This is a genomic window from Paenibacillus aceris, from assembly GCF_017874035.1.
Taxonomy (GTDB): Bacteria; Bacillota; Bacilli; order Paenibacillales; family NBRC-103111; genus Paenibacillus_E; species Paenibacillus_E aceris.
On sequence record NZ_JAGGKV010000007.1, the window covers coordinates 115,750 to 129,723 of the forward strand.

The 13,974-nt window shown below is 50.9% G+C and carries 9 protein-coding genes; all 9 read left to right on the forward strand.

What is annotated here, in order from left to right; all coding sequences use genetic code 11:
• Positions 1-70 precede the first annotated feature (70 nt).
• The 9 genes from J2Z65_RS15160 to J2Z65_RS15200 all read left to right on the forward strand — a co-directional run bounded on the left by J2Z65_RS15160 (position 71) and on the right by J2Z65_RS15200 (position 13,973).
• A complete protein-coding gene (locus tag J2Z65_RS15160; RefSeq protein WP_167054797.1) occupies positions 71-1,111 on the forward strand; it encodes a response regulator transcription factor in 1,041 nt (346 codons plus the stop codon).
• A complete protein-coding gene (locus tag J2Z65_RS15165; protein WP_167054795.1) occupies positions 1,108-2,955 on the forward strand; it encodes a cache domain-containing sensor histidine kinase in 1,848 nt (615 codons plus the stop codon). Before J2Z65_RS15160 ends, J2Z65_RS15165 begins: the two co-directional genes overlap by 4 nt.
• 130 nt (positions 2,956-3,085) lie before the next feature.
• A complete protein-coding gene (locus J2Z65_RS15170; protein ID WP_167054793.1) occupies positions 3,086-3,853 on the forward strand; it encodes an SDR family NAD(P)-dependent oxidoreductase in 768 nt (255 codons plus the stop codon).
• Positions 3,850-5,865: a heparinase II/III domain-containing protein gene (locus J2Z65_RS15175; protein WP_167054791.1), complete on the forward strand. Its 2,016-nt coding sequence runs from the start codon at positions 3,850-3,852 to the stop codon at positions 5,863-5,865. Before J2Z65_RS15170 ends, J2Z65_RS15175 begins: the two co-directional genes overlap by 4 nt.
• 16 nt (positions 5,866-5,881) lie before the next feature.
• Complete coding sequence (locus J2Z65_RS15180; protein WP_193580825.1) at positions 5,882-8,185, forward strand: DUF4962 domain-containing protein; 2,304 nt, start codon at positions 5,882-5,884, stop codon at positions 8,183-8,185.
• Positions 8,186-8,807: 622 nt separating this feature from the next.
• Positions 8,808-10,163, forward strand: coding sequence for an extracellular solute-binding protein (locus J2Z65_RS15185; protein WP_167054789.1), 1,356 nt, complete (start codon positions 8,808-8,810; stop codon positions 10,161-10,163).
• Between the two features lie 94 nt (positions 10,164-10,257).
• A complete protein-coding gene (locus J2Z65_RS15190) occupies positions 10,258-11,148 on the forward strand; it encodes an ABC transporter permease subunit (RefSeq protein ID WP_167054787.1) in 891 nt (296 codons plus the stop codon).
• Positions 11,149-11,165: 17 nt separating this feature from the next.
• On the forward strand, positions 11,166-12,047 hold the full coding sequence (locus J2Z65_RS15195) for a carbohydrate ABC transporter permease (RefSeq protein ID WP_167054785.1): 882 nt from the start codon (positions 11,166-11,168) through the stop codon (positions 12,045-12,047).
• Positions 12,048-12,131: 84 nt separating this feature from the next.
• Positions 12,132-13,973, forward strand: coding sequence for a histidine kinase (locus J2Z65_RS15200; RefSeq protein WP_167054784.1), 1,842 nt, complete (start codon positions 12,132-12,134; stop codon positions 13,971-13,973).
• Position 13,974 lies beyond the last annotated feature (1 nt).

The following is a 13,974-nucleotide window of genomic DNA, read 5'->3' on the forward strand; positions in this document are numbered from 1 at the left end:
CGACTCCTCACGAGCACACCCGCGCGTGGGGAGCGGGCATTTCAGAAGGGTAAGAAGGGAGCGTCGCCTCATGTACCGCATACTCATTGTCGATGACGAACCGATGATACGCAAAGGATTGCAAAAACTAGTCGAACAATCGGGGTTGCCGATCGAAAGCCTGAGAACGGCTGAGAATGGTGTTGTCGCGCTGCAGCGGATTCAAGAGGATCGGCCCGACTTCCTGTTTACCGATATCCGTATGCCCAAAATGGACGGCTTGGAGCTATGCGCCCGCGTTGCCGAATTGGATGCGGACATCCAAGTTGTCGTTATTTCCGGCTTTAGCGATTTTGAATATGCACAGAAGTGCGTTTCCTATGGTGTCAAAGAGTACTTACTGAAGCCGGTCAACATCAAAGGGTTTCAGAACGTGTTAGAGAAGCTGATCCGCACGAAGTCCAAAGTAAGCTCCGAGACGTTCGTTGCCGTAACGAAGCTGGAGCAGTGGGCAAGTCGCATGGAACATGCGGTTTGGATGCTGCAGCAGACGGAATTAGACAGCTTATTGGAAGAGGTTCATATTGAGCTCATAGATTATAAGCTGAAGCTGAACCGGCTTAACGATATTTTGCAGGAGATTCATACGCTGCTGCACCAACGTTTAAATGTGCGGGATGTTTACCTGATGCAGGGTGAGCTTGCCTTAACCGGCGCTGCCACGGAAGAGGAGGCATGGCTCCGCTTCAAGACAGCGGTGTATGGCCATTTGGATGAGCTGAAAAATAAGCGGAAAGGGAAGCTGAAAGACCCTGTGGAGGTAGCGAAGCAATATATTGAGACGCACCTTGCAGAGGAGGTTTCCTTAGAGGAAGTGGCTGAATTCATCGGACTCAACCCTTCGTATTTTAGCCAATTGTTTAAGCAAAATACGTCGGAGACGTTCGTGCAGTACCGCACGCGCAGACGCATGGAAAAGGCGAAGAAGCTGCTTGAGCAGCCGCAGTGGCGCATCACGGATATTTCCGGCGAAGTCGGTTACGCCGACCATCCGCATTTTACGAAAACGTTCAAGAAATATGAAGGCTGTCTTCCTTCGGAGTACCGTCAGCAGATGGGAATTCGTTCATGAGAGGCAAGACGCTGTCACGCCAAATTTTTTCCAACTTTCTGATCGTGATTGTACTCTCGTTAGTATCTGTCGGAGCTTTCTCTTATGTACAGTCTTCTAAGGCGCTGGATGGCCAGGTGAAGCAGTATATGGAGCAAATGATCGACAGTGCCAACTATCAGACGGATAGCTATTTGCAGGCGTATGAGCTCTTGAGTAATGCGTTTTCCTCCAATTCGGATGTGCGGGCGTTTATGGAGATCAAACCGGATGATTCGTACGAGTATTATGAATACAGCGAAAAAATCAAGGAATTTGCACGTATATCGGTGATTTCCGTTGTTACGTTATATAAACAATTGAACATGATTTATGCGGTCGGTCAGCATGGGCGATCAGTCATCTATGAGAATCAGAATTTGCTCAACTTCGATCCGGTGCTGGTGAAAGAAAAGTACGATTATTTGATAAAAATGACGCCGGCTGACGGCAAAATCGCTTTGTTGAATATGAGCATTCGCGAAGTCGATCAGGGCTCTGTCGTGACGATGGCACGCAAAGTAAGAGGGCCTTCTTACGGCGATGCGAATCGCGGGGTCGTCGCTATCGAGATCAAGCTGGATGAGCTGGCAAAGACGTGGGATCGAGTGAGTTTGGGGAAAAAAGGCTTCTTCTTCATTGTAGATGATGCCGGCAACTACATCTATCCTCGTTCCATGAGCGAGCGCAAGCCGCAGGATGAGTTGTCCTCGCACGTGCTGGCGAGCGGAAACCAGACATTCATCTACAAGTATAACGATGAGGAGCGCATGTTTGTATCGCGTAAATCCGGATACTCCGATTGGAATCTGGTTGCTTCTATGCCAGTTGACGAGCTGCGGCGTCCGGCCAATACGATTCGAACAACAACGATCAGCGTGGGTCTGATTACTCTGGTGATTGCGTTGTGGCTGGCTTCGCGTTTCGGGCGTTCGATTATTGCGCCGATCCGCTGGCTGAAAGACAGCATGAGGGAAACGGAAAAAGGAAACTGGCAGTACATCGACGAATCCGGCCGTACCGACGAAATAGGCGGGCTTATTCACAGCTATAACCTGATGGTGACGCGCCTCTCCGATATGATTGAGCGGGTCTACGAGGCGGAACTGGATCAGCAGAAGAACGCTTTAGAACTAGGGGAAACAAAGCTGGAGCGGCAGCGGGCCGAATACCAGTCACTGCAGCTGCAGATCAATCCCCACTTTCTATATAACACGCTGGAGACGATCAATTGCTATGCCATTGTGCAGGACTCCGCGGAAATTACCGAGATGGTAGAAGCGATGGCTTTCATGCTTCGTTACTCCGTTCAGACTAATTTAGAAGAAATTACAGTAGCCAATGAGCTGAACCATGTTCGTAACTATATGATTGTTTTGCAGCATCGAACAGGCAAAGAGTTTGAAATTGATGTGGCCATCCCGCCGAATTTACTGCTCGAGCAAATGGTGAGGTTGACACTGCAGCCGTTGATTGAAAATATTTTCCAGCATGCGTTTCCGGATGGCGTGGAACCGCATCATTTCATTCGTATAAATGCCAAGAAGGAAAATGGCTTATTCCAGGTGTTCGTAGAGGACAACGGCGTCGGCATCAAGCCGGAGCGGCTAGCCGAGCTGCGGAAGAAGCTGGAGGAGAACCGTTTGGCGGAGCCGGAAGAGAACGGTACGAAACAGCGTGGCGGCATTGGGCTCATGAACGTTCATCGGCGAATTCAGATGGTGTTCGGAGAGGCTTACGGGCTGTCTGTCGACAGCGAGTGGGGAAGCGGAACTTGCCTGACGATGACGATGCCGGAAAAGGCACGGCCGAAGATACGGGGTTGAGCGGGCGCTTTGAACCCGGAACCCCCGAAAATACGCTGAAATTGCAATGCCGGTGAGAATAGCAGACTCTAACGTCTCTTATTTTCCCGTCAACATATATCTTAAACACATACACATGGGAGGAATTCATATGAACATCGACTTAACGGGGAAAATTGCACTGGTAACAGGATCTAACGCGGGAATTGGACGCGCAATTGCACTGGCTTTGGCTAGCAATGGGGCGAAAGTTGGCGTGAACTGCCTGAACAACGTGGCACAAGGGCAAGAGGTTGTCGCAGCGATTCAAGCGGCAGGCGGCGAAGCCGTGCTGGTGCAAGCGGATGTGACTGATCTGGAGCAGATCGACAGACTCGTTAGTGAAGTGGAGCAGGCGCTGGGTGGCACGATTGATATTTTAGTCAACAATGCTGGCCATCTGGTACAACGCGTACCGAATTCCGAAATGTTTGAGGAAATGTACGACCGCATTATGAACGTTAATTTGAAAAGTACGGTATTTATGTGCAAAAGAGTGCTTGCCGGCATGAAAGCCAAAGGCTACGGCCGTATCGTCAACATGACATCCGTTGCTGCACACAATGGCGGCGGTCCAGGATCAAGCGTTTATGCAGCAAGTAAAGCAGCCGTGCTTACGTACTCCAAGGGCTTGGCGAAAGAAGTTGCGGCAAGCGGCATTACCGTGAATAACGTGTCCCCTGGCTTTATCGGCAACACGATGTTCCACGCGACGTTTACGACAGACGCAGCTCGAACAGCGACGATTAACGGGATTCCGCTTGGGCGTGAAGGAACTCCGGACGATGTTGCCGGCGCCGTGCTTTACCTTGCTTCCGATTTGTCTTCTTATGTAACGGGTGAAACGATTGAAATCAACGGCGGGATGATGATGCGATGAGTACCGCGCTGAGATCGGACCGTACAGCACGTATATTAAAAGAGGAGATCGACAGGCTGCAGCAAGCAGGCAGCCTGTTCATTCCTAAAGAACCTGGTGGTTGGTGGCACCAGTATGTTTGTCCACACCATCATACCGAACTGGTGTTCGATGACAAGCGAGTAGACGCCTCCGAGTTTGCGTGTCCGCACGGCTGCAGCATTGAAGGCGAAGCCTACCGCGGCGCTTGGCTCGTGTTTAAACATCAATCGCTGGCGCGCGTTGCGCTGCAGGCAGCGGCTGTCTATGCAGCGCTGGGCGAGGCTTCCTACGCGCAGCTTAGCAAAAGACTGCTCGTCGAATACGCCGAGCAGTTTCCGCTCTACCCCGTGCATCCGGAAGCGCAAAGCTGGATGCTGAAAGGGCGCGCTTTTCATCAAGCGCTCACGGAGGCGATCTGGTCCACAACCCTGATTCGCGCTTATCTATTATTGCGCGATAAAGGCGTTGTGTTCGAGGCGAAGGAGCAGGCGGCTATCGACGTCTTTTTGGGTTTGCTTGCCGGGAGTATGGAAGAATACCGGCACATTCTCATTCATGAGCGGAACAATGCGGAGAACAATTACACCGCTTGGCTAAACGCGTCATTGTCTTGCGTCTATGCCGCGCGCGGCGAGCAAACGGCGCTGGAAGCGCTGATTGAAGGCCAAGGCGGCTTCAAGCATCATCTCTCGATCGGCGTAAAAGCTGATCAGTTTGAATTTGAAGGAAGCACGTATTACCACGTATTCGTGCTTCGGGCGTACTTGATCTCTGCGGAGATGGCGCAGCGTTTCGGCATTGACCTCTACGCCGTCACAGGCGCAGACGGCCAATCCATGCGCGGCATGCTAGAGGCGCTCGCCGATTTGGCCGACGACCAGGGCGTGCTGCCCGCCTTGCATGACGGGCCGCTCGCGCGTGCTCCCTATGCCCGCGAGATCGCTGAAATCGCGGAGCAGGGGCTCGCGATCTACGGCATTGCCGGCCTCGCGCCAATACTGCGCGAAGCGTACCGGCAGCTGGGCGCTGCCGATGGCGAGCAGCTCGAGGCGCTGCTCTATGGCACTGATGACCGCACGCTGGTTTCAGGGGCGACGCGGGCGTCAAGGCTCTGGCCGGATGCCGGCTTCGTCATCGGCCGAGTGGCAGGGAACCCGCTGTCGTTCCTCGCCGATTTCGGCGAGCACGGTGGTTCCCACGGCCATTACGACAAGCTGCATCTGACTTTGATGCACCCTGCCCAGACCCTAACCCCCGATTTCGGGATGGTGCCTTACGGCTCGCCTATGCGGAAATCGTGGTTTGCCGAAACCGCCGGCCACAACACGGTGTCGCTGGACGGCTTCTCCCAAGCGCCTCACGAAGGGCGCTGCGTCCGCTATGAGGCGGCTAGTGACGGTAAGTCCGTCTATGCCTGGCTGCAAACGACGGGAGCCTACGAGGGCTGCACGATGAATCGTCATTTGCTGCTCACAGGCGAGTGGCTGCTGGATTGGTTTCAGGTTGAGCTGACCGGTGAAGAGACGCGAAGTATCGAGTGGTGGATGCATCCGGCCGCTCAACCTCAAACAGGAACGCTTGAAGAACGGGATGAGATCTACACACTTCGGATTCAAGAGAAGGATGTCTCCGCGATATCTGAGCAGAAGCTGCCAATTATCGGCGGGTTTACGGCGGATGCAGGACTGCTGCGATTGTCTTACCAGCTCGGGGCTGATGCCGAAGTGTTCCACACAGCGTTGGCAGAGTCGGGCGATGAGCTGCTGGCGGTACATACGCCAGGGGACTCTGTGGACCCGAGTCAAGCTCTTACGGCGATTCTGCATCGTCGCAACGGGCGCAGCGCTGATTTCATCCACGTGTACCGTGCAGGCAGCAGCGCCGAGATCACCCGCGTTTCCTCTCAGGAAATTGTGGTTCAGGTGCCGGGCCAACCGGAAAGCGCATCACGTATTCAACTTACGGAAGATAAAGGTTTGATTTTCATATAGAGAAGGGAGAATCGTTATGACAACCCTGTCGCCATTATACGAACCGCAGAGCGGCGTATTAACTGTACAATACGAACCGAATGAACAAACTGTACTGTTGGAAAACCCGCCGCGGTTCACGTGGATTCCGGCCCAACTGGAGAATGACCGTTATGTGCTGCAAATTTCGCAGTCGGACCTTTTTTCCGAGGCGGACACGCAGACTATTAAGCCGATTCCCTACAACTTATATACACCTGATGATGCATTTAAAGCAGGAACTTACTTCTGGCGCTACGCACTGCTCGGGGAGAATGACGAACAAACCGCTTGGAGTAAGGTGAGACGCTTTGAAGTCCCGGCTGATTTGCCGGAAACACCGCTGCCTAGCCGAGAGCGCCGATACGCCGAGGCATCACCGCAGCACCCTCGTTTGTGGCTTCAGTCGTCTGAAGTCGAAGCCTTTCGTAGCAGCCTTGCGGCTGATCCGACTTATTGCGGCTTCGATGTTTTTTATGAGAAGTCCGTTAAGCCGTGGATCGACCGGGAGTTGATGGCAGAGCCGCTGCCGTATCCGGGCAACAAGCGCGTCGCCAAGCTATGGCGTCAAATGTACATGGACACGCAAGAAGTCCTGTATGCGATCCGTCATTTGGCGGTGGCCGGAACGATTTTGGCTGACGAAGTGCTGCTGGGCCGCGCCAAAACCTGGTTGCTGCATGTCTGTAACTGGAACGTTGACGGGACAACAAGCCGCGATTACAACGACGAGGCCTCTTTCCGGATGACCGGAGCTATCGCATGGGGCTATGATTGGCTGTATGGACAGTTAACGGAGCTCGAGCGGAAGCTGGTGCGTGAAGTTCTGCTTGCCCGAGCGCGTCAAATCGCGACACACGTTATTGATCATTCCAAAATTCATCACGTACCCTTTGACAGCCATGCCGTTCGTTCCCTATCGAGTGTGCTTGTACCGAGCTGCATCGCCATGCTGGAGGAAGAGCCGGAGGCACGCGAGTGGCTGGATTATACCCTTGAATACTACGCATGCATCTATTCGCCTTGGGGCGGACCGGATGGAGGCTGGGCGGAAGGTCCGATGTATTGGACGACCGGGATGGCTTTTGTTACGGAAGCGATGAACTTGCTGAAAAAATATACAGGTATCAACTTTTATAAACGTCCATTTTTTACAAAAACAGGTGATTTCCCGCTGTACGCATTCAGCCCGGACACGCTTCGCGCGAGCTTTGGCGACCAATCTACGCTGGGTGATCCCGTTAGTTTGAAAACCGGCTTCAACATCCGCCAGTTTGCCGGTGTGACCGGAAACGGTTTGTACCAGTGGTATTTTGAGCGGGTACGTGAGACCGACACCGATTCCGAAATGAAATTTTACAATTATGGCTGGTGGGATTTCCGTTTTGACGAAATGGTTTTCCGTCACGACTATCCGCAAGTGGAAGCTGTCGTTCCAACGGATGCGAATATCGAGCAGGTCAAGTGGTTCCGCGACATCGGTTGGGTCGCCTTCCACTCGAATATGGCCGATCCCGAGCGCCACATCATGCTGCTCACGAAGAGCAGCAAGTACGGCTCTGTCAGCCATAGCCATGGCGACCAAAACGGGTTCCTGCTGCACGCGTATGGTGAACCACTGGCTATCGAGAGCGGCTACTACGTGGCGTTTAGCTCCACGATGCACATGAACTGGCGCAGGCAGACGCGTTCGACGAACAATATTTTGATCGATGGCCTTGGTCAATATGCCGAGAAAAACAAAGTGCTGAACATGGCCGCTAACGGCTTCGTCGAAGTGGCTGAGCAGCGCAAGGGCTACGGCTATTCCCGAAGTAATGCCACCGCAGCTTATAAGGAGTACGTGCCTTATCTGGATCGCTACGTTCGCGAGCTTTATTTCTTCGGCACGTACGTCGTCGTCGTGGATCATATCGACTTGGCGCAGACGGGCACCGTGGATTGGCTGTTCCAGACGCTTTACGAAATGAAGCTGAACGGGCAGACCTTCAAAGTTCAAGGTCGCAAAGCCGATATGGATGGCCGTTTCGTCTATTGTTCCTCTGGCGAGTTGGAGTTGACACAGCATGAGGGCTTCCAGGACGTAGACTTGTCCGAGATCGAAGGCTTGCCGCTGCACTGGCATCTCAAGGCAACGACCAAACCGGCGCGCAGTCACCGGATCGCTACGCTCCTTGTGCCGATCAAGCATGGCGAGCCGAAATATGTATCTTATTTTATGGATGATCAAGGGTTCGACACGCATATATACTTCACAGAAGATGGCATCACTCATCGTGTTGAAGTGCCTAAGGCTTACTAAGTATAGAGCGAGCAAGTTGCACTCATTCATAGACTGACTCTCTTTCGCCGGTTCGGCGGGTGGGTCGGTCTTTTTATGTTTCACTATGAACATGGAACCTGTGGGATTGTAGGTTTCTTAAGTTTGTGGGAACGATGATCCCTTATTTTACCGTTATCGACAGTTTGGATGGTTAAAGGGAACTGCGGTCCGCTATTTCAACGGAATCAGCGTAAAATAAGCATTTTTGACCAAATAAGAGCCTGTAGTTCCGTCTGGCCGCTCAAATCAACCCTTTTAGCTGAAATAGCGCCCTGTAGTTCCCTTTCGCATAATGTTTTAAGGGGAATATTCCCGCCCCAGCCGTCCGAGCACCACGCCCCCAGCCACATCCCCCCCCACCGTTGCAGTCCCCGCCCCACACATTTCCTGCCACCAAGAATTACTTGAACCCCAAAATCAGGGGGAACCTACTGGATACAATGCCTCCCGAAGCTCCGCTACATAGTCAAACCAACAGGTCATTTTCTTATAAACCTATAAAAAGTTAACATGAATTCTAAAGTTCACACATTGTAAGGGTTGCCAATTTGGAGCGATAATAAGGACATCAAGTTCACCAAACATACGAGGGGGATTTACATTGGTAAAAAAATATAAAGCACTTCAAGTAGCGGCAGCAAGTTTACTGGCTATCTCCTTAACAGCATGTGGCTCAGCTGGCAGCAGCACGAGCACGCCGTCAGCGGGCGCGAGCGCAACGACAACACCTAGCGGTGGAAGCACGACGGAAAAGAAAGAAAACATCACAATCACGTTCCAAAACATATATCCGGATCCGACAGATCCGAAAAACGGCATGTTGAAAAAGATCGTAAACGACTACCAAACGAAAAATCCGAACATCAAAATCGAACTTGATTCCCTGAACACGGATCAACAAAAGCTGAAGCTCAAAACGCAAGCAGCTTCCAAAGAAGTTCCGGATATCACGATCGTGAATCCATCCGCTCAAATGAAGCCTTTCGTTGATGCAGGACTATTCGCGCCGCTGAACGACATGGTTGAACAAAACGGTTTGAAAGGGACGTTCCAAGAAGGCATTTTGAACTGGTACACGTTCAACAACAACATTTACGCCCTGCCTGATGGTAACAACATTGGTCTCGTTTACTACAACAAAGACTTGTTCAAGCAAGCTGGCGTTGAAGTGCCGAAAACATTCGAAGAAATGGTCGCAGCTGTAAAAACACTTAAAGGTAAAGGCATTCAGCCAATGGCCATCGGTGAAAAAGATTCCTGGACAGGGTCCTTCTTGTTCATGAACGTACTGCTTCGCACAAACGGCGGCCCTGGCTTCTTGCAAGCTGTTGTTGATGGCAAGAAAACGTTCGCTGACCCAGCATTTACGGACGCGGTAAGCAGCTTCCAAGACTTGGTTCAAGCGGGCGCATTCCAAGAAGGCGCAACTTCTTTTGACTACAATGCAGGTGAAAACTTGTTCAAAACAGGTAAAGCCGCTATGTACTACATGGGCTCATGGGCAACAGGCGGTATCGAGACTTCTTCCGTTAACGGTAAAGTCGGCGTATTCAAGTTCCCAACGGTTAAAGGCAAAGGTAACCCAGACGAGTTCATGCTTGCTCCGGGAAGCGCGTTCGCCGTATCTGCTAACAGCAAACATTTGAAAGAAACCAAAGATTTCTTGAACTACTTCATGCTGAACTTCCCGAAAGAAGCATTCGCGGTTAAAGGCGCAGTTGGTATCGCACAAAAAGTTGACGGTGACTTCAAAGCTGCCGGATACTCCGAAATGGCTATGGAAGTACTAGGTATGTTCAAACAAGTTAAAGGCGGCGACCTTGCGTTCGATAACACAATGAACCCGGGAACAGCACAAGGCCACTTAACAAGCATCCAAAACCTCTTCGTGCAGAAGAAAGATTCTGCTGAAGTCGCGAAAGAACACCAAACCGCGTACGACACAAACAAAAAATAAGATGAATTAAGCAGCCAAATCGGAATTTATCCTAAGCGCCGCAAGTGCAAAGGGTAAGTTCCGATTGGTATATCCCATGAAGGAGGCGAGCCAAGTGAATGTGTTAAGAGTCTCCAAGTGGACGATTGCCATATTTGTACTGCCGTGTTTGCTGATCTATGTCGGTCTCGTTTTCGTTCCGATTCTCGTGTCTTTATATAGCGGACTGCTCGATTGGAACGGTATCGGCGATTCCACTTTTGTTGGTTTGAAAAATTTCCATACGCTGCTATTTGCAGATCCTGTTTTCTGGCCGTCGGTTAAACGGACGCTGATGTTTGCTGTATTTTCAATGGCTGAAATTCCAATTGCTTTGGCTGTGGCCATTCTGTTGAACCGTTTTATCAAAAAACCGAATTTTCTTGTTTCAGCTTACTTTCTGCCTGTCATTTTGTCGGTCGTTATTATCGGCCAATTGTGGAAAACTATCTATAACCCTGCGGCAATGGGGGGCATGCTTAATCAGGTGCTCGATATGCTGAATCTGCATAGTTGGACGAGATCATGGTTAACAGATCCGAAGATTGCGATGTTTTCCCTTTACTTTGTGGCCCTGTGGCAGTACTTGGGGTACCACACCTTGATCCAGTTTACCGGCATTCAGAACATTCCCGCGGATATTTATGAGGCCGCCAGGATTGACGGAGCCGAGGGCCTTAAAGCCGACTGGCATATCACATTCCCTATGAATATTCCGATTTTCAAAATATCGATTGTCCTTGCCTTCATCGGCTCGCTGCAAGCATTCGACATGGTCATGGTCATGACTGCAGGCGGACCCGCGCACGCGACAGACGTCATCTCGACCCATATGTACAATATGTCTTTCCTCTCCATGAAATATGGATACGGAAGCGCGATTGCCGCTTTCTTGGTCGGTCTATGCTTAGTTGCAACGGTCATAATCAACTTTATCTTTAACCGCTTAGAGAGAAGATTTTCATGAAGGAGGGGAGTGTCACCATGAATCATGCTGGGGAAATAGCTTCGGCTAAACCTGCAACAATACGGAGACGCAAAAGCCTCTCTATCGTAAAAATCATCGTAATCGCGTTCCTGTCTCTTCTCGTGGTTACGCAAGTATATCCGCTGCTATGGTTGTTTATTTACTCGCTCAAAAGCAATGAGGAGATCTTGTCGGGTAAATTTTTCGCGCTGCCTCAAACGCTTCAGTGGAAGAACTTCACGGATGCGATTGATGCAGGCCACTATTTTCAATACTTGAAAAACAGCTTGTTCGTAACGTCTGTGACGATGGTATGCGTCCTGCTGCTAGCCTCACTAGCTTCGTTCGCAATCGCCAGATTCCGCTGGAAATACGGCCAGCTAGTTATGGTGATCTTCTTGATCGGGATGATGGTGCCGCTGCAAGCGACGCTGCTGCCGCTCATGATCATTTTCAAAAACCTGCATGCGCTGAATACGCATCTTTCGATCATACTGCCTTACATCGCTTTCCAGACGCCGATTGCGGTCTTCATTCTGAGCGGGTTCATGAAGTCGATTCCGCCTGAAATCGAAGAGTCTGCGGTCATGGATGGCGCGGGGGTTCTTCGGATTTTCCGCAGTATTATCCTGCCGATTTCAGTTCCTCCGATGATGACGGTGTGCATTCTGACGTTCATTAATATTTGGAACGAGTACATTCTCGCAGCGACATTCATCTCGTCCGAGCGGCTCAAAACGCTGCCTTTCGGTGTGAACAGCTTCGTCAGCCAGTATTCAGTCAACTACGGGGCTATTGGAGCCTTTCTCGTGCTGGGCGCGCTGCCGGTTATCATCATTTACTTCTTATTAGCCGATAAAATTACAAAAGGTATGGTAGCGGGAGCGGTGAAGGGTTAACTTCACCCCTCGCTTTTTGCTGTTTAGAAGGCGGCCTGTGATATGATAGCTTGAAATGACGAAGGAAAGGGGCCAAGTTTTCACGTGACAAGGGGTTTTCATTCCATTCATAACCGGCTATTTCTGCTTTTTATCTCCAGCATGTTGATTCTTTTGACTTTGGTGAGCGTGCTCTATTACAAAAAAACGACGGATATCATCCATAGCAAAATCAGTGATTTGGCGGAGAAAAATATATCCCAAACCGTCGGCCTCTTTGACTTGCTGCTTCAGGGCTATGACAGCATTACGAAGTCGCTGAACAGCAACTATGAGATGCTGCGATTAATTCATGACCGTGACACCAGCAAGGATGAAGCGATCAACATTATTAATGAACGAACCATTACGAATATTTTGGGCGCCGCGTATTATTCCCGGGACGATATTGTAGGGATTCATGTCATCACGAACGCAGGCAAAAACTATAACTATGAACGCGGCTTCGACAGTGTCATTGAAACGAATTATGCCAACACAGCGTGGTACCACAAACTGCAGGATTCATCGGGAGAAATGGTTTGGCTCGGCCTGTCCAAGGGCTCTATTATCAACCGGTTTCAGCATGATACTTTGTTTGTGTTTGGACGTAAGCTGTACGATTTAACCGACCATCGCCTGATCGGCGTCCTGGTCATAGAAACGAACCCGCAGCCGATTCTGGCCGCTCTTTCCAACGTAACGATCTCCCCGAACAGCCAAGTGTACATTGTTGACCGCGAAGATCGCATGATTGCTTCTACGGCAGGGGAAAAAGGCAGTCCGCCTTCCTTCGGGGGGCTTCCGCGCCCTCAAAACAATGGGATCATCGTCGATGACCGGACTGATCAACTGATTGTTTCCGCCAAGGCGAAGATGGCCGACTGGACCGTGTTCGGCTTGACCCCCAAAGGGGATATTAATGCGGAGGTTGTGAAAACAAGGGAGTATCTGTACTTCGTGATCTTGGCGCTCGTCTTCTTATCCTTGGTGCTAGCGAGCATTATTTCCCGAAATATTGCCTCGCCCCTCAAGCTGTTGATCCGCGAGATGAAACAGGTGGAGATGGGGAATTTCAAAGGCTCCGTCACGGTAAAATCATTTGAAGAAATCAATTCGTTGGTGTCTTCTTTTAACCGAATGGTCAACCGGATGGATGAACTTATCGAACGTATCACCCTCGCCACCGTAAGTGAGAAGAACGCAGAACTGCAGGCGCTGCAGTCGCAGGTTAACCCGCATTTTTTGTATAATACGCTCGATATGATTTATTGGATGCTGGATGAGCGGGAGAACGACCGGCTTGGCAAAGTGATTTTGGCCTTGTCCCACATGTTCCGCTACAGCAGCGATTGGCAGGAAGCCTCCAAGACAACTCTGCGCCAAGAGCTGGATCAAATGCGTCACTATATGACGATCATTGAGAACCGTTTGGAGGGCAGGGTTAGCAACGTCCTGAACATTGATCCTGAGTATCTGGACGTTGTCTTGCCCAAGATGACGCTTCAGCCGATCATTGAGAATGCTGTCAAATACGGTCTGGAACCGCTTGACCGGCCCGGCGTGCTTCGGGTCTATACCGAGATGGGTGATCAGGAGCTGCGGATTGTGGTCGAGGATAACGGCGTCGGCATCGAGGAGAGTACGCTTCAGAGCATGCAGGAGCAGCTTGTTAAGGATGCTACGGACATCGACGGTGCGATGGCTTCTTTGCGAACTGACCAGACACAGAGCGCTTCACAGGCTTTGGATCCATCCGGTCGAACAAGGCGCGGTATTGGACTTACCAATGTACATCGCCGCATTGTGCTCATGTTCGGAGAGATATATGGACTTCGCATTAATAGTAAACAGGGGGAAGGAACGACTGTCATCATCGCGATGCCGCTTCCTAGGAAAGGAGAGTAAT